The organism is Neobacillus niacini (assembly GCF_030817695.1).
GTDB classification, from domain to species: domain Bacteria; phylum Bacillota; class Bacilli; order Bacillales; family Cytobacillaceae; genus Neobacillus; species Neobacillus niacini_F.
This window is the reverse complement of sequence record NZ_JAUSZQ010000002.1, coordinates 146,018-163,026: the sequence shown is the minus strand read 5'-3', so window position 1 is coordinate 163,026 and position 17,009 is coordinate 146,018. Positions and strand designations below refer to the sequence as shown.

Sequence of the window (17,009 nt, the reverse complement as noted above, 5' to 3'; positions counted from 1 at the left end):
TAAAAAAATTAATTAGTTTAAAAAATACGAGGAGGTTTTTTGAACATGGCTAAAGAAATTAAGTTTAGTGAAGATGCACGCCGCGCAATGCTTCGTGGTGTTGATGCATTGGCAGATACAGTAAAAGTTACTCTTGGACCAAAAGGACGTAACGTGGTTCTTGAGAAGAAATTCGGTTCACCACTTATTACGAATGATGGTGTAACTATCGCGAAGGAAATCGAATTAGAAGACGCTTTTGAAAATATGGGTGCTAAGCTTGTTGCTGAAGTAGCTAGCAAAACAAACGATGTTGCTGGTGACGGTACAACAACTGCAACTGTTCTTGCTCAAGCGATGATCCGTGAAGGTTTGAAAAACGTAACAGCTGGTGCTAACCCAATGGGAATCCGTAAAGGGATTGAAAAGGCAGTTGCTGTAGCAGTTGAGGGCTTAAAAGCGATTTCTAAGCCTATCGAAGGCAAAGAGTCTATTGCACAAGTTGCTGCTATTTCTTCTGATGATAAAGAAGTAGGTCAACTAATTGCTGAAGCAATGGAGCGCGTTGGTAACGACGGCGTTATCACAATCGAAGAGTCAAAAGGTTTCACAACTGAATTAGATGTTGTAGAAGGTATGCAGTTTGACCGCGGATATACTTCTGCTTACATGGTAACAAACACAGACAAGATGGAAGCTGTTTTAGAAAATCCATATGTCTTAATCACTGACAAAAAGATCTCAAGCATCCAGGAAATCCTTCCTGTTCTTGAGCAAGTTGTTCAACAAAGCAAGCCATTATTGTTAATTGCTGAAGATATCGAAGGTGAAGCACTTTCTACTTTAGTATTGAACAAACTTCGCGGAACATTCAATGCAGTTGCTGTTAAAGCTCCTGGATTTGGTGACCGTCGTAAGGCAATGCTTGAAGATATCGCTGCATTAACTGGCGGTGAAGTAATCACTGAAGAGCTTGGCCGTGAACTTAAAACTGCAACAATCGCATCTTTAGGACGCGCTTCTAAGATCGTTGTTACAAAAGAAAACACTACAATCGTTGAAGGTGCAGGAGATACAGCTGCAATTCAATCTCGTGTTAATCAAATCCGTGTTCAATTAGAAGAAACTACTTCTGAATTTGACCGTGAAAAATTACAAGAGCGCTTAGCGAAATTAGCTGGCGGTGTAGCGGTAATCAAAGTTGGTGCTGCTACTGAAACAGAATTAAAAGAGCGCAAGCTACGTATCGAAGACGCTTTAAACGCAACTCGTGCTGCGGTTGAAGAAGGTATTGTTTCCGGTGGTGGTGTTGCCCTTCTTAACGTATACAACAAGATTGCAGAAATCCAAGCAGAAGGCGACGTACAAACTGGTGTAAATATCGTATTACGTGCGATCGAAGAGCCAGTACGTACAATCGCTCACAACGCTGGTCTTGAAGGATCTGTAATTGTTGACCGCTTAAAGCGCGAAGCAGTTGGAACAGGCTTCAACGCTGCTACAGGTGAGTGGGTAAACATGATCGAAGCTGGTATCGTTGACCCAACTAAAGTAACTCGTTCTGCACTTCAAAACGCTGCATCTGTAGCGGCTATGTTCTTAACAACTGAAGCAGTTGTTGCTGACAAGCCAGAACCAGCTGGTCAGGGTGGAATGCCAGACATGGGCGGAATGGGTGGAATGGGCGGAATGATGTAGGTTTTAAGCCTTCATCTTGAGAAATAATTAAGCTATTTCTCAACCGATTTTCACTTCATTTTGTGAAGCTGTGATGTAAAAAATTTATATCTATAACAATAACCACTTCTCAATAAATTTGAGGAGTGGTTTTTTATGTTGTTAAAATTCGGTTATCAAGACTTTTTGGACGATAGGAAATTCAAAAACACAACCGAGACGAATATCAAAAATTATGAAATGATACTAGCCAAGTTTATTGAGTATTGCATTGAGAGCCAAGTAGTAAATGTTGAGGACATTTCTTATAGCCATGTTCGACAATATCTTATGAAATGCCAGGAAAAAGGAGATAAAGCCAGCACCATTAACACCAAGCTGATGAGGATAAGAGCTTTTTTAAATTACATGGTGGAATGTGAAGTGATTAAAAACAATCCAGCTCACAAAGTGAAAATGCAAAAGGACGATGTGAAAATTGATGTTTTCACTGATGAGCAAATACGGCAAATGCTAAACTTCTATAGAAGGATAAAGCAACGTGAAAAAACTTATGTTGCTTATCGTGATTACATGGTTATTGTTTTAATCCTAGGCACAGGAATTAGGAGGGGAGAAATTATCAACCTTCAATGGAGCGATGTGGACTTTGTAAATAAATCTATATCAGTATTCGGTAAAACCAGAAGAAAGGAAACTATTCCAATTACGGACAAACTGGCTAAGGAACTGGCTGGTTATCAAACATTTTGTAAGCAATATTGGGGAACAATGAGCGATTATGTCTTTGTCAAAAGGGATAACAAACAACTGACAGAAAATGCTTTAATGTTGGTGTTCCAGTATCTACAGAAGAAAATGAATTTCAAAGACGTTAGGGTATCAGCACATACATTCAGGCATACTTTTTGCCATCGTCTGGCTATGTCAGGTATGAGTGCTTTCGCTATCCAGAAACTCATGCGACATCAAAATATAACAGTTACGATGAAATATGTGGCAATGTGGGGGAATGAGTTAAGGGAGCAAAATGATAAATTCAACCCGTTAAATACATTAGACATTTAATGAAAAAATTTAAGAAAAAAAGAGATTTAGAGCACATATGTTCTGTGTTACGATAAAAATAAAAACCGCTTATTTCTCGCCCTGACCAAAGTTTGAGAAATAAACGGTTGCCAACAACTCACGAAGGAGCTGTCATGTTTATTTTAGCATGGCTTGCTCCTTTACTAAAAGGAGGAAAAATGTTAATGAAAATCAAATCGGAAATCAATTATTTGCAGAAACGTCTGCTTGACCGCTTAAACGTCAGAAAAGGAACGACGATGTTCACTATTATTGAGGCGATTACTCGTCAAGCTTACGTCAAAGAATCGTTTGTAGTTAGTCAGAAAAACTCTACACTTGCAATAAAGTGTAATGTTACGGCTTCCACCATCAGTAGAAACCTAAAGAAAATAAAAGAACAATGTAGTGATCTTTTAATAATCGAACAAAACAGGAACATAGACGAGCGATTTGCTTCACTGATATTTACTTTCATTCCACAAAAAATGTCAAACGGTATATCAAACGGTGAACAATCGGAGCCCGTTAAAGACTTCAACGAAAGCTACGAGGTAGCCAAATTCACTTCTAGTTTATCTACTAATCATTTAGTATTGAGTAAAAATATTAACATAGACTTACATACTAATATTGTTAACAAGGATGTTGACAATTCAAAAATCATTTATGAAATTTATCTTGAATATGCTTCAAAAGGCATTAGTAAAGCAGTATTTCAACGAGTATTAAATGAAATTGGGGATAAGAAAGGAATCAATAATTATATAGCGTATCTACGTGGAGTGTTGAATAATGTTGTTTATCATCGTGACTTGAGAAAGGGCAATTTTGACTTTAAATATGATGGCGACCTGCCATTTTATGATTGGATAAATCAATAATTTTTGAATATTAATATTCAATTTAACTGTGATTTTTACAGTTAATTAGACGGTCAGCCTTGACGATTAAATGTTTAGGGGATTAGTAGGTGCCTTTACTGTTTATCGGTCAATGCTGACACGTCCAGTGCATTGTGGTAACGAAAAAGGGGTTAACATCATGAGGTTGATTAAAGTTGTTTTTACACAGTTCGGTAATTTAAAGGTGTCAATGATATATATATAAAATGCAACTTTTGTTAAACCTCGGTTACCGATATGTATTTAAGAGAGTTGCATTAATATTGTAGAATGATTGTATTTGATATATAAATTTGGATAAAAAAAGCTAGGGAGTTCCTAAGCTCCCTAGTCAGTAAAATTAACATTTTATTTAATTTTGATAATAGCTGACTTGTCCTTGAGACCTCTTATTAGGTTTTATTTTCTGTTGATAACCTAATCTTAATAATCTATGTAACTCATCCTGTGCCTTCCCATTAACAATCGACACAGCATAAGTCTTGTCGATTGGCTCTCCATTTAAAGTAAAACCTTTATCATTTGCTCTTTTAGCCACTTCTACAAGGCTATTAGTAAACGCATATTCTTTTATTATCCATTTTTCAAGAGTATCTGCTTCATATGATTCAACCAGATCCACATAGTGTTGCAACCTTTTAATTTCTTTTTGTGCATTACTAACAGTAATTAATTTTGCCATATAACATCTCCTCTCTTAATGAAAGGATTCTTCATGCGTGGCAAACTTTCCCTTGTCCCAAATTGACAAATTAATGAACAATTTTTATTTTATCTGTATAATTTCATTTTCGAGCTTATATTTATAGATAAGTTCAACTAACGTGTGGCCGTCAATTAATGTGATTTCTTTCTCTTTTAGGCTGTCGACATATTTATAAGCCTTTTTTGCAAATTTACTTGTTGTAACAAAATATCCTCTTGTTCCATAGATACCTTCCAAAGCACCTACAAATTGTTGTATTGACGGAACTCCTATACTGCCCTTATTAAAGCGTTTGGATTGAAAATAAACTTTCTCTTTGTCGCTAAGATGGAGGATACCATCAATGCCAAAATCATTGGTTGGAGGCGTTATTTCAACTCTTTTCATATAGTCTAAATTATAGCCCTTCGACAACACTAGTCCTGTAATTTGTTCAAAACTACTAGGTGAAAGGCTTTTTAATTTCTGTAAATATTCATCATAGCTGTCTAAGCGGGCTTTCTTAGCGATCTCCTGCTCTTTTTCGATTTTCATATTTTCCTTAACCGTCGCTAAATCGTCCAAATATCGTTTGGTTATCTTTTTAGAGTTATGTTTTAATACTTGTCTAGCCTTATCAGTTGTTCTTAAAGGAATGAATTCCTTGAATACTAGTCCAGCTCTTACTAATAACATTTTAGAAAAGCTAACTTGGGAATAAAACTTTAGCCTGCCTGTTCGGACTCTTTGATTTAAATCTTCATGTGTTAAACCAAATTCTTGAGCCAAAATTTCAACAGCATCTTTCAATGTATTAATACGTTTATTATGTATTAACTTTAGTAGTGGCAAATGGATTTCATCGTATCTCGGTAATGGCATAAACAACATCCTTTCGACTTATTTTATTTGTAATCGAAAAATATTGTGTAATCATTTCCATTATAACCAGGATACCATAGCTAGATTAATTTTTAACACATAAAAAAAATCCCCAATAAGGGGATTTTAATTACTATCTGCACCTACAGGATCTTTCTCTTTGGAAGCCTCAGCCTTTCTAATATCAACAAGTCTGTTAACTGATAACATTCCGTAATCTTTTCCAGCTGCTAATACTTTCCCTTCAAAGTAAGTTAGTTCTTTATCATTTCTAAAGACATTGTCATTCTGTGTAAATACACCTCTGGTATCCTCATCTTCTAAGTGGATTTTGATAAGAGTAAAGGTTTTTTTAAAGCAATGTTCAAATGAAAATTCATGTAGTATATAATGATAAAAGCCATGGTCTTTTGTAATTTTTTCCATATTTTCTCTAGTCTTTAACATATCAGTTTTATAGATTTCTCCCAACTGATCTAAAATATCCTTACTATTAAAATTACTACATGTAACTTTCACTAAATATCCTACAATTTCATAATAACCCAGCTCATGTCCTTTAATCATAAGGTATAACAGGTTTCTGAGGTAAGATTCCTTGTGTTTATTTGCTTTAGATTGATTTTTTTCTGATAGATTACTAATAGCAGTAGTGAAATCTACTTTTCCGATTTTGGCTTGTGTATTTACTCGTTCATCTTTTGGTTCATTCTTTTTGTTATTGGTGTTTCGAAGAATTACAATAATTGTTTCCGTCAATACCTTAAGCTCATCATGAGTCGTAGCCCAAGCTGCCAAAGAAATCTCTAAATCATGTAATTTCTTTGTGAATTTTTCTATTGAATCTTCTCCTGTGGCAACTTCAATATCAATTTTTGATTTTACTACATTATAATATTCCTCTAAAATATATGAAAATTCCAAGTTATCATTTTTTATTGATGAAATAAACAGGTCAAATATTGCACCGAAAAATATATTCATCAGTTGTTCTTCATATTCTTCGAGTTTTTCATTCACATTTGGTTTGAAATTTTCCTTACTATCAGCAATGAGATATGTAGGTGTAAAATTAAACAATGATTGAATAAATTCCTTGTTTAATTTAGTAAATGATTCTTTATTACTTTCATTAATTAATTCCTTGATTCGAAAAATCAATGTTTGGTACAAATAAACTATTAATTTGAATCCTTTTTCTGAGTTCATAATTAAACCAACTAATTCATTGGTCTTATCATTGGAACTAAAATTAATAATGTTTTGAAAAATATCATCTGCATTCTTATGAATTAAGTTATAAGAATCAGATATAGAAGTTTGACTTGATTTTTTTAGATTTGAATGTAACAGTTGGTACTCAGATTCAATAATTGTACATAATTCTTCAATAAAATCAGATGGGTCTACCTTTATGTAGGACTTATAATAGTAGCCTTCTTTTACATGCTCATCTATAAATATTTCTTCTTCTTTATATTCTGTGTAAAGTGTATGCTGTCTTTCTGGATATGCTATATTTAAAGAATCAATTAAAAGTTGAGTTTTCTTTTTACTCATTCCATTAAGTCTAGACATAAATGAAGTAAAATTAATTGATGAAAAGAGCACTACTCCATAATAGGTCACTAAAAACAAAGCAATAAATGAAAGTATAATAATAAACAATCCATGGTTATTGCTGTTTAATGGAGAAAAAACATATAAGATAATTAAAAATAAACTCAGAAGCGAAATACTTAATTGACGATAAAAAAGGTCTGTAACATGATTGCTTTTAGTGCTATTGTAAAAGGCTTCCTTTCGTTCTCTATATGTAAAAACATAAAGTGTAACAGAAGCGGGAATCAAAAAGAGAATATATCGAAATACAAAGGAAGTAATTAAAGTTGGAATTTTGGTTGAATTTGAGAATTCAGGGAGTAAACCCGTTATTAAATAAAAGAGGGCCACAAGTCCACAGATAGCTGGAATAAATGCTTTCCGGAACTTAGCCCTACTCAACAGAAAGTGCCAGTTAGTTTTAATTTTAATGATTAATAATGATTTTTTAAACTGCTGCCACATAATTTTGTCGGAAATACTCCTCTATAATATTAGGGTTAATTTCTTTATTGTAATTGTTCCATGCTTCTATCCATGGAGTTTCTCTATGTGTCATTTCCACTAAAACATTTGCTGGTAATTGTCCTAATTGATCCCATGTATTCTCGATAGTATTTATTTCTCTTGGCGTTAGATTAAAATCTTCGTACCAGTAATCATCTTCAATGTCGGAATAGCCATACTTTTTAAAAGCGTCATAAACTTCTTTAATTACTGGACCGTATTTCCAAGCAGACACATTTTCATTAAATAGGTTTTCACCATTTGTCATAACCCTGTGCATACCGAATGCATAGTACAATAATTTCTGAATTTTCAAATTAGTCAGACTTGTTTGTGGCGCATTTACACGATTATTAAGGTGAATCATGTACCGAGCCACATCTAATGCTCTAGCCATAATAATACACCTCCTATTTTTTTGGACAACTTATAGTTACCCCTACCCTTATAATAACTTATTTAAGCATTTTTGGAAAGATAGGCAATAGATACATAGTTTGTCAACTTTGTGATTATTCTGGATTATACAAGATAAAGATTGCTATAAAAAAGGCATAAATTATTCATTATTTCTAGTATATGATGTTATTTAGTAAATTGTGCTTATTCCTCTAAACAAAAAAGAAGACAGAGCTTTGATAAAAAATTATCAAAGCCCAAAAACTAAATCCTCGGCAACGTCTGGTCGATTTACCTCATAAAGCTCGTTGCATACGTCCAAAGCATTTATCAGTGAATATACCATATCGGTCTTATTTTTGGCTGTTTTCACTTTTTCAACATAGTACAGATTATCAGTCTGCTTCATCTGAACTGCTCCCCATTCATGTATCATCATGGAGTTGTCAAAAAATAACCGATTCTGCATAACAGCTTGACGTAGCAATGATATGCCAAAGTGACGACCAGTTTTATTTTGCTGAATGATTTTAAATTCTGTATTGTAGAATAACTCTTTATCTTGAAGATTTTGAACCAAGTTACCAGCATTGTAATGGTCATAAGCAATATGGGTGATATCTACACCGTATTTCTTTGGCAAACTGATAATGAAATCTTCAATAGTTTTGTAATTTATCATCTTGCTATTGGAAGATCCATCAACAGTAGCAAAAACTTGCTTTTGCATAATCCAATTCCGGTAATCAATTTTTTCTGTGGCTTTTTTTTCATCAAGGCGACCTTCTGGCACGAAAGCCCATTGTTTAACATGATATTTTCCATTATCATGCGTAACTAAATTGATGGCGGAATTATCATCACCAAGTGACAAGTCGAGCCCTAAGATGCATTGACGACCATGCCAATTAAAGTCAGGAGTTGCCCTATAACACGCTTTCAGATTTTCAATTGGAGCAATAGATGTACCAGCATTTGTTGCTAAAAAGATGTTTAAACGTCTGGTTTGAAAAGCATTTCGTTTATGTTCTTGTTCAATAGCTGTTTTCTGGTCGCTTATTAATTGGTCACGATTGGTATACCACATTAATGGATTGGTCGCTTTCAATGCTTCATGGCTAGTCCATTCAAGGTTTGGCTCTTGAGCTGTATATAGCATAGCGAATAACCGTTGATCTAGATAATCGCTTTCTGGAGCCAATGAACTTTTAGCTGTTTCAACTTCAACTGACATACCAGAAGGATATTTTTCATAAGCAGTTGAAACGTAAAATAGTAATTGAAATGAGCCTGACATACCTTTTTCCAATGAACTTGCTACTGGATTGTCGACTTCAGCATCTCCGTTTTCATCAATGGCAGCGATAGAAGGGAGGGAGCCATCCTTTGGTTTTCCAGCTAATACTTTAAATTCACTATTGGAATGCAAGGTTTGAATAACATCACGATTAATTTTGAAATAACGACTGATAGCAGGTGAAGCCCCACAAATATTTTCAAACTCCTTACGAATTTGCATGGCTTGTTCTCGAGTGTTACTTGCTGAAAACAATTCACTTTCGTTTGGTAACAATATCAGGCCTAACATTTTCACAACTGCCACGAGCCAACTTTTTCCGTTTTTGCGTGGTATAAATAGTACAAATTTTCTGTAGCGATTTTCCGCAAAATCATCTTTCTTTCTCCAAGCAAACACATTCATTAACATAAAATATTGAAAAGGCTTCACATGATTGATAATGGAATCACCAATTAATGTTACGTCTTTGGCTGTTGCAAGATTGACTAAACGAAGGAAAATTTCAATCACTCGGAGCACATCAGCATTGAAATAAAATTCAAAATCAGGCTTAAATTGATTAACTGTAAAGTCCTCGATAAATTTCATTGCTTGCAACCGTATCCAGTAACATTCGCTTTTGTCCGTCATAACGTCATATGCGTATTTGATAGGCAAACTATTCAGTAAGTCGTTATAATCAATGCTGGATGAAATCCTTGTTTCTAGTGACCGTCCACTTTTAACAATGTGTTTCATTCGTCCAGAAGAAAGATAACCGTCCCATTGTTCCTTGTGGTATTTGTTTAGACCAAAAGCCATATCGTATAACAAATTGTCTTTGAGATCATATGTATTCATATAGTCACGACAAAAGCGTTTAATAGCATTGGTTTCCTTGTGGGTTATGCGGTTATCTCCAATTGCCTTTGCTTTTAATAAATAAACATATGAAGTAAATAAAAAATCAGCCATATTCTTGTCAGGAACATGACTGATTTCATTAGTTAAAGATTGATATTTAGTTTGAAATTGTTGTAGTTCTGCTTCAGAAGGAATACTATATCCTTCAAATATTGCTTCGTTTACTTTATATTCCAAAATTATTCCTCCTCATCATCAGTGAACAATGCTTTTAAATTATTTATCTCGTTATTTTCGTCATTTTCACGAGCCAAATTGACAATATCAACTGCTTTCATGCCTAAACGTGATTTAATAGCGTCAATTTCCTTCAGTGAATCTTTACGCATTTTTTCAGCAGGGTTGGCTTGAAATTTACCGTTTTCAAATACAACTGCTTTATATTTTTTAATAAGTCGATTGTATTCTTTAAGCTTTTCGTATTCATTTGCCATGTCTATCAAGTCATGAATGTGGTTGTTGCTTAAAACGGAAGATTTTGAAGCTTCTTTAGCTAAGGAATCATACAATTCTTTGGCGCCTATATTGATTAATCGCTTCATTTCTACTTCTTTCAGACCTTCAAGGCCTTGTTTCAAACGGTCATTGGCTCCAGCTGCTTCTCGTTCTTTCCGTTTCATCAATTCTATTTTTGCCTTGGAATTATCATGACCAGTTAATTGACTTGCTGGCTTTTTATGTGCTCCCATGCAATTTCAACTCCTATAGTGTATAATCAATTTTTTCTCTCAATTCTTTACTTCTATCCCAGTCAACAATGCCAGAATCTCCGAGCTCTATATTACAAGATTTGCAAAGTGGAACAATATTGTCTGGGTCTAGTTCGAGCTCTGGATATTTGCTACGGGGTTTTAGATGGTGTCCTTCCATGTTTTTATAAACGATTATTCTTTCGTTGATTAAACAGCGTTGACAACATAAAGCACCATCTTCTATGCCATACTCAATAAAAACCAATTCTCGTACTGCACGCCATTCTTTAGAAATATAAAAATTATCTTCTTTCCCTTGAACAGTGTTCATTTGTTTTCTGTATTTACTTAAACAGGAGCATTTTGTGCCATACTCGTATTTTTGATGACACTTTCTACAGGTTTTAATGATTGGCATAGTGTCAGCTCCTTTTGTAAAAATCGGATAATCGGACTGGCGAGGTAAATTCTCCCTTTCGATGTCCTTTGTGTTTTCAAGACGTTTTTCTATTTTTGAGGGGGCTCTGATTAATCAATTAGCTCATATTGAAATTTACTGCCATCAAATTTAACGTCATAAAACTGGCATTTATTAAAATCAATCTCGTAATCACTTATAATCACATTGCCTTCATAGTCATAAGTAACAATAACGTCCTCGTTATAGCCACTCATTTTAAATTGTAGCTTGTAGTCACTTTGGTTGCATGTCACATTATGATCTTGTCCCCAATCAAAATGATAACCATGTTGCTTGATGTATAGCTCAATACCAAAAGCAAATAAGTCATCAGCTGCGATCTTGGAAAATAGTCTATGAAATTTATAATATTTAGCTTCTTCTAATTTCAGTGTGTTCATAATTTAATATCCGTCCTTTTGCCATGATTAGCTTGTTGGGTAAGTATCATAACCATATATGGAGTTGGTTTTAATCCATTACTATCCGCTTTAATAACGAGCTCTTGATATACAGACTCAGGCAAATACAAGTGCACCTGTTTTTTATCTCTCATCTAACTCTTCCTTTCTGATTTAGTATCTATATAGTATCTATACAGTACTGTTAAAGAAGTAAGTATCGTTATGAGCAGGTATTAATAATTATCATTGGAAACACCATGTCTAATTCCTACTTTTTACTAGCATAGGAAATACCAGAGCTAATATAATTAAGTAAATATATCTATAGGAGGAATTGCTTATGATTCAGTTATTAAATGCACAAAATCAAGTAGTTCGTGAGTTTGAAAACTTAAAAGCTTGTAGGGAATATTGCGTAGCTAATAAGATATGTAATGAAGGATGGGTTAAACGGTCAGTGAAAACAGGTGAACGGATTTATCAGGATACCAAGCCATATAAGGATTACACAGGTTATGGCTATAAAGTCGTTAAAATTTAACTATTTACCTCCGGTGGGCCCAGACACAGCCTAGGGCTGGCGACAGGCAAGCTGTCCGCCTGAACTTCGCACTATCGTGCGAAGTTACAGTGGTTTTTTACCTGCCAACGGACATTAAGCGTCATTAGGATTGATTCTCTTATAGGATCTATAAGGAAGTTGATTCTAATGTCATTTGCTGTCCGTTGATTCTTTCGACAATCCAAACGGTTTTCTTCTTCTTATCAATCATCTGGCGTTTATCAGATACTACAAACCCATGAGCATTGATAATCTCATTAATGGTCGTCAAGTTAGCCAATCTATTATTTCTTTTTGAAGCTCCAAAATAATAGCTGATTTTGTCTTCAAATACACGCTTTTCATCATCAAACAGCCTAATGTCTTCCAACTTCTGCAAATACGGAACTAACTCCTCAGTGATTCTACGTTTAAATTCCATTTTGTTTTCCTCAGAAGCAATATACTTATTTCTCCAATGGATTACAGCAGGTCTATCGAATAATTCTTTGACCAGCTTTTGATAATTTTTTACAATGCTTTGGAGTTCATCAGTAGATAAAGCATCATCGTCTAGATCCACTAAGTATTTGCAAACCAATGGGGAAATATAATCCAACTGATAGCTTAGTAATTTGGCATATTCATCACTTTGAATAAGCTTTTTTTCTATTTTTAAATTCTCGGATTCTTCCCCATTTACATCATCATTAAAAAAGTAATCAACAGCCATTGACCCAGCTAATATTTGGATTTTTTCATCTGACTTGTTTTCGTTGCCAGGGAAGACCCTTAAACCATTTTTAAATTTTTCAATATTTTTATCTCGATAATTTCTGAACTTTTTAATAAAACCAATCTGAGCTATTATTAAGTCGTAAAAATTATCTAAAACAGGTTTGTTTTCAGTAGAAAGCCATACAGTTAGGCGGTCATTAGGATTATGAATATCAAACCGTTTACGTCCAACCATCTGTTGGATCTGAACATGGTCATACTGATTTAAAAGGATAATATGTTTAAAGTCAGGGTCAATTATGTCGATACCGTTATCAATAGCCTTATTGGCTATAGTGATTTGAGTATCAAATTTTTTGTTGCTAACCAGTTGTCCAACTTTAGCAGCCATTTCGGGTATTTTTAAACCATTAAATCTGCCATCAAGTGTTTTGACCCAAACGGAATGATAGAATTCAATTTTGTAGCCATTTTCCCGATATTTTTGGCACATCTTTGCAATCATTTTTCTGGAGGTCATATCAGCAACGAATACCATTATTTTTTCATTTTTATTAATTCCTTTGATGAGTTGCTCCAAGTCCTTATTAGTACAGATGAAGTCCATTCTGTCATTAAACCCAAGCACATCCCTGTAATCAAGTTCCTTATAAGTCAAACCTTTATTATTGAAATATTTTATGATTTGCTGTGGTGTAGCAGTGAAGAAAATAACGGGCTTACTATCAGATACCTCAAGAATTTTGTCCATGATAATACCAGTGGTGCCATTCCAAGCATCTGCAATAAAGTAATGAGCTTCGTCACACAGGATTATTTCTGCTTCATCTATCGCTAAAAGCATTTCATCATGGGATATTTTTTGATAGCTTGCAACAGTTACCCCTTTAGCTCTATAGATTCCCATTTCTTCACAAGCTCGTTCAACATCATCATTGAACTTCAGAACAACAGCAGTTCGATTAGCCATTACTAAAATTTCCTTACTAGCTAAATCATGATACTTTCCTTTACCGAAGCCATAGTTTTCATTTTCAAAATGGGGTTTGATAATTTCTTCAATAATGAAGGTAGATTTACCAGTTCCTGTAGGTGAAACGACTAATGTAAACCCTTCTTTGCTGTCCAACATCAATTTCAAATCAGCTTTGGTTAATATTTCCGTAATGTAGTTAAATTTTTTCTCCATTTCTGTTCTCCCTTTCAGGACAATAAACAGCATTAAGTTGAATTCTCTTATAGTGCTGGTAAAAAGTTGATTGTAATGTCGTTTACTGTCCTCGATATTTAAATTTTTTTGTCTTGTTCATGACACCGCTATTATATTGAGAAGGTTTTCAAATGTAAGGCAAGTGGGAGAAAAAAATTTTAAAAAATGCAAAAATCCAGTAATACCAAGGGCTGGAAATTTCTTCTGGACGGCATTTTTTTGCCATCTTACAATATAGTTAGTACATGTATTTGGGAGATGAAAACATGAGAGAATATCCCTTGGATATTATGGTTGAAATGTTAGTCGAACACTTCGAGATTAACACGATTGAAAATGAATACTTTCGTATGAACACATTAGAGAACCTTATTGATTTTGGTTTACTTGAAGATCTTCCGCTTTTAGCAAAGGAGATAAAACGACAACGAGGCGAAATATTATTGGAACCAATGAGGGCGATAAATGAAGAAGCTGTGAAGCAATTAGAATTATGGTTAGAATTTGTTTAACACCAATTGAGTGACGAGAGTAGGAAACAAAAAAGGAGGGAAACTAATGAAACAATTTGAATTAAATGTAAATGATAGAAAAACCTTTTTGGAGGATAAGTCACACGCTGGAATTTTTCGTCAATTTTGGGCTCATTTCATGAATCTAGATTTGAACAAAACTATTAAAACAATAGAAAGTGCAGGAATCCGCACTTCTGATTCTGAATATTTTGTATCTATTAACGGGAGTAAAAAGAAAAATATTTTCGTCAAAGAAGGATTTTGGATTTACACTCATTTGACTCCAGAAGCAATGCTAAAAGCATATGACAAGTTTATTACAGAATGGGAAAGGAATAGAGAGGGTGAACATATTGAGATCATAATCGAAGTTTCATTAGAAGAATCCGACGATGAAAAGAAAGCGCAAGAAAAACCTATGCTAAAAAATATTTACAAAAAGTCGATGGCAATTGAATTAATCAAGATGGGGAATGATTTACATCATACAATGAGGAATCGTGAAAATCCCAAGTATCAGGTATTTGTGCTAATTCATACTGATAAGCTAGATAGGGATATAGCTATACTGCAAGAGCGATTGGAAAGGGAACGTTCTGTATAAGAGCGTTTTTTTGTGGAAACTATCTTAATAAGAGCAAGAAAAGTGAAGGCAAAAATCAAGCCTTCTGCTCTTCTTGGATTTTCTTATAGAGGTCATCGTAATGCTTGATATATTCTTTCTCGTAATCTTCAATATTTACTAACTTATCAAAGAAGTTTTCTTTAAAGTATGGGTAGTATCGTAAAAAATCATCATCTACAGTTCTCGGAACACCTGGGTCTGTTTTTTTATAATATATTTTAGTCTTTTTAGCAAAATCGACTGGGAGGACTTCGTATATCAGGGATAAATTAGCAATGTTTGGATTGAATTGAACATCCAATATATTCCATGATTCCAATATACTTATTAATTCTCTTATATCCATAGACTTGCGATGTTTTAATTTCAAGGAACGCATTATTGAGTCTAATTCTTTGAAAAACAGTAAAGAAAAATTAACCCTCTCATCATCATAGCGATATGAAGTGTTTATTTCGAAATAACTTTGCATTAAATCCGGGGAAGCATATTTTATATTATCATTAAAAAAATTTAAAATGTCCCTCCATTCTCTATCCCTGTAAGAATTTAAATAATCTTCTTCTGTTATTTTTTTCCATGACAGTCGATAATACTCGCTGTCTCCTGACGTAATCCATCTATACAACCTCATACCTAAAGGACCGTATAAATTTTGATAACAATCTTTTTTGTATTTTTTTTCTTCCCTTTTTTGAGTTAACCAGTTATTTAAAAATTGTGCACAAACAGCTGCTATCAAAGCTACAGATGCTGTAATAATTGCCGGAATGTAAGGATTCAAATTCAAATTCTCCAATCTAACATTCTTTTAAATTATCTTTTGTTATTAGTTCAATTATACCAATATTTTTAAAAAAATGGTAATTTTCACTAAGTTTTTTAAATATTAGAAGGAAAAATAGTACCATATGTCGAATTATGGAAGGGGAGGTGAGTACTTTGGACGCAGAACAACGTGCTGAATATAAACGAAACGAATTGAAAAAATGGAGAGATGAATTAAAGAAAGAATTAGAAACAATGCAAGAAGAAATAGAAGATATGAAAGACCAATTAGAAAGAGCACAAATACGGTCTGAATATGCTGAAAAACTAGCATTAAATGTAAAAACATCAGAATTTGATACTCAAGTTAAAGAACCATTAAAAAAAGCATTTGAAGATTTACAAGAAGAATTAGCACAGAAAAAAGAGGAAAAAGAAAACAAGTATAGCGCTTGGTGGAGATTGTTTATAGAACTGAATGAAGAATTTAGGGATTAAGAGGCATCCATTTTGGGTGCTTTTTTGATGTGTTTTTGTTAAACTATTAAATTCTCATTTGCCGTAACCTATTTTTACTAGTGGTTTTAATTTGTCACAAGGATTTAGCTCTTATATGTCGAATATTGGAAAGTGGGAGGTGACATTATGAAGAACGGTGAAATTTGGTATGATACTGCTGAAATTTGTTTAAATGGACACGTAAGCAATGAATTTTCTATATCATATCCTGAATCCAATAAAAACTTTTGTGATAAATGTGGTGAAGAAACAATTACCGAGTGTCCTATTTGTGACGCAAATATTCGAGGATATCTTCATATACCAGGAGTAGGCTCACTTAGTAAGTTTAAGGCTCCTAGTTATTGTGATAATTGTGGCAATCCTTATCCATGGACTGCTGAAAAATTAAATGCAGCAAAGGAATTGGCGGATCTACTTGATGAGTTAAGCCCTGAAGAGCAAGAACAACTGAAGAAATCGCTTGACGACTTAGTTAAGGATGGACCTAGAACTGTTGTGGCACAAACAAGGTTTAAACGGATTTTAAGCAAAACAGGACCTGAAATCGTAACAGGTTTTAGGGATATATTAGTTGATGTTGTCAGTGAAACTGTTAAAAAAGCAATATGGGGTCCTTAAGAAAATATG

General features: G+C 33.9%; 19 protein-coding genes. 8 read left to right on the top strand and 11 right to left on the bottom strand.

The window, feature by feature from the left end:
• Positions 1-45: 45 nt before the first annotated feature.
• From groL to QFZ28_RS00915, 3 genes are all read left to right on the top strand, one after another.
• On the top strand, positions 46-1,677 hold the full coding sequence (groL, locus tag QFZ28_RS00925; RefSeq protein ID WP_307192986.1) for a chaperonin GroEL: 1,632 nt from the start codon (positions 46-48) through the stop codon (positions 1,675-1,677).
• 135 nt (positions 1,678-1,812) lie between these two features.
• On the top strand, positions 1,813-2,724 hold the full coding sequence (locus QFZ28_RS00920; protein WP_307192985.1) for a tyrosine-type recombinase/integrase: 912 nt from the start codon (positions 1,813-1,815) through the stop codon (positions 2,722-2,724).
• A 185-nt stretch (positions 2,725-2,909) separates the two neighbouring features.
• Positions 2,910-3,608, top strand: coding sequence for a hypothetical protein (locus tag QFZ28_RS00915; RefSeq protein ID WP_307192984.1), 699 nt, complete (start codon positions 2,910-2,912; stop codon positions 3,606-3,608).
• Positions 3,609-3,981: 373 nt separating this feature from the next.
• Here QFZ28_RS00915 and QFZ28_RS00910 read toward each other — a convergent pair whose 3' ends face one another.
• The 9 genes from QFZ28_RS00910 to QFZ28_RS00870 all read right to left on the bottom strand — a co-directional run bounded on the left by QFZ28_RS00910 (position 3,982) and on the right by QFZ28_RS00870 (position 11,585).
• Positions 3,982-4,311 carry a hypothetical protein gene (locus tag QFZ28_RS00910; protein WP_307192983.1) on the bottom strand — a complete coding sequence of 110 codons (330 nt, stop codon included), beginning with the start codon at positions 4,309-4,311 and terminating at the stop codon, positions 3,982-3,984.
• An 84-nt stretch (positions 4,312-4,395) separates the two neighbouring features.
• A complete protein-coding gene (locus tag QFZ28_RS00905) occupies positions 4,396-5,196 on the bottom strand; it encodes a restriction endonuclease (protein ID WP_307192982.1) in 801 nt (266 codons plus the stop codon).
• 126 nt (positions 5,197-5,322) lie between these two features.
• Positions 5,323-7,263, bottom strand: coding sequence for a hypothetical protein (locus QFZ28_RS00900; RefSeq protein WP_307192981.1), 1,941 nt, complete (start codon positions 7,261-7,263; stop codon positions 5,323-5,325).
• Entirely contained in the window at positions 7,247-7,702 is a 456-nt protein-coding gene (locus QFZ28_RS00895; protein WP_307192980.1) for a Panacea domain-containing protein, read from the bottom strand. Before QFZ28_RS00895 ends, QFZ28_RS00900 begins: the two co-directional genes overlap by 17 nt.
• Before the next feature lie 252 nt (positions 7,703-7,954).
• Positions 7,955-10,084: a terminase TerL endonuclease subunit gene (locus tag QFZ28_RS00890; protein WP_307192979.1), complete on the bottom strand. Its 2,130-nt coding sequence runs from the start codon at positions 10,082-10,084 to the stop codon at positions 7,955-7,957.
• 2 nt (positions 10,085-10,086) lie between these two features.
• Positions 10,087-10,596 carry a P27 family phage terminase small subunit gene (locus tag QFZ28_RS00885; protein ID WP_307192978.1) on the bottom strand — a complete coding sequence of 170 codons (510 nt, stop codon included), beginning with the start codon at positions 10,594-10,596 and terminating at the stop codon, positions 10,087-10,089.
• Positions 10,597-10,609: 13 nt separating this feature from the next.
• The gene (locus QFZ28_RS00880; RefSeq protein WP_307192977.1) at positions 10,610-11,017 is read right to left on the bottom strand and encodes an HNH endonuclease; all 408 of its coding nucleotides are present in this window, start codon (positions 11,015-11,017) and stop codon (positions 10,610-10,612) included.
• A gap of 110 nt (positions 11,018-11,127) precedes the next feature.
• On the bottom strand, positions 11,128-11,460 hold the full coding sequence (locus tag QFZ28_RS00875; RefSeq protein ID WP_307192976.1) for a hypothetical protein: 333 nt from the start codon (positions 11,458-11,460) through the stop codon (positions 11,128-11,130).
• Entirely contained in the window at positions 11,457-11,585 is a 129-nt protein-coding gene (locus QFZ28_RS00870; protein WP_307192975.1) for a hypothetical protein, read from the bottom strand. The genes QFZ28_RS00875 and QFZ28_RS00870 overlap by 4 nt, the downstream gene beginning before the upstream one ends.
• 218 nt (positions 11,586-11,803) lie before the next feature.
• Here QFZ28_RS00870 and QFZ28_RS00865 point away from each other — a divergent pair, with 218 nt between their 5' ends.
• Positions 11,804-12,004: a hypothetical protein gene (locus QFZ28_RS00865; RefSeq protein WP_307192974.1), complete on the top strand. Its 201-nt coding sequence runs from the start codon at positions 11,804-11,806 to the stop codon at positions 12,002-12,004.
• 148 nt (positions 12,005-12,152) lie between these two features.
• Here QFZ28_RS00865 and QFZ28_RS00860 read toward each other — a convergent pair whose 3' ends face one another.
• Positions 12,153-13,931 (bottom strand): DEAD/DEAH box helicase, encoded by a 1,779-nt coding sequence (locus QFZ28_RS00860; protein WP_307192973.1) that lies wholly within the window; start codon positions 13,929-13,931, stop codon positions 12,153-12,155.
• 287 nt (positions 13,932-14,218) lie between these two features.
• On the opposite strand from QFZ28_RS00860, the gene QFZ28_RS00855 reads away from it, so the two are divergent.
• Positions 14,219-14,464, top strand: a complete 246-nt coding sequence (locus QFZ28_RS00855) for a hypothetical protein (protein ID WP_307192972.1) — start codon at positions 14,219-14,221, stop codon at positions 14,462-14,464.
• 46 nt (positions 14,465-14,510) lie between these two features.
• Positions 14,511-15,071 carry a hypothetical protein gene (locus QFZ28_RS00850; protein ID WP_307192971.1) on the top strand — a complete coding sequence of 187 codons (561 nt, stop codon included), beginning with the start codon at positions 14,511-14,513 and terminating at the stop codon, positions 15,069-15,071.
• A gap of 55 nt (positions 15,072-15,126) precedes the next feature.
• Here QFZ28_RS00850 and QFZ28_RS00845 read toward each other — a convergent pair whose 3' ends face one another.
• Positions 15,127-15,876 (bottom strand): hypothetical protein, encoded by a 750-nt coding sequence (locus QFZ28_RS00845; RefSeq protein WP_307192970.1) that lies wholly within the window; start codon positions 15,874-15,876, stop codon positions 15,127-15,129.
• Positions 15,877-16,034: 158 nt separating this feature from the next.
• Between QFZ28_RS00845 and QFZ28_RS00840 the strand changes: the two genes are divergently transcribed.
• Complete coding sequence (locus QFZ28_RS00840; protein ID WP_307192969.1) at positions 16,035-16,358, top strand: hypothetical protein; 324 nt, start codon at positions 16,035-16,037, stop codon at positions 16,356-16,358.
• Between the two features lie 147 nt (positions 16,359-16,505).
• Positions 16,506-17,000 (top strand): DUF2321 domain-containing protein, encoded by a 495-nt coding sequence (locus QFZ28_RS00835; RefSeq protein ID WP_307192968.1) that lies wholly within the window; start codon positions 16,506-16,508, stop codon positions 16,998-17,000.
• Positions 17,001-17,009: the final 9 nt, after the last annotated feature.